General features: G+C 66.7%; 1 protein-coding gene. It reads right to left on the reverse strand.

Annotated elements, in window-relative coordinates; translation table 11 throughout:
* Positions 1 to 21 precede the first annotated feature (21 nt).
* Positions 22 to 480, reverse strand: a 459-nt coding sequence (locus ACTQ49_RS15035; RefSeq protein ID WP_441828641.1) for a transposase, incomplete at its 5' end; no start/stop codon positions are given.

Genomic DNA, 480 nt, shown 5'->3' on the forward strand with positions numbered 1-480 from the left:
GGGGTGTCCCTATGTTGCTCGTCAAGCGGCGAGGGGCATGGGTGAGGGTTCTGGGGTTGGGGTGGGTGCCCGGTAGGGCTCCCGGTTCTTGATCATCGCGAACAGGACATCACAGCGTCGTCTGGACAGGCAGATGAGGGCGGCGTTGTGCTTCTTGCCTTCGGCTCGTTTGCGGTCGTAGTAGGCCCGACTGGTCGAGTCGGCTCGGAGGGCAGCGAAGGCGGACAGGAACAGGGCTCGTTTGAGGTGCTTGTTCCCGGCCCGTGCGGGGAACTCGCCACGGATCGAGGTGCCGGAACGGCGGGTGACCGGTGCGAGACCGGCGTAGGCCGCCAGGTGCCCGGCGGTGGGGAACTGTGAGGCGTCGCCGACGTCGAGCAGGATCCGTGCTGCGGTCCTGACCCCGACGCCTGGCATCGAGGTCAGGACCTCGGCAAGAGGGTGAGCATCAACCACTTTCTCGACCTGGACCGCGAGCTC

The sequence above is a fragment of the Luteococcus sp. Sow4_B9 genome (assembly GCF_052116585.1).
Classification (GTDB): Bacteria; Actinomycetota; Actinomycetes; order Propionibacteriales; family Propionibacteriaceae; genus Luteococcus.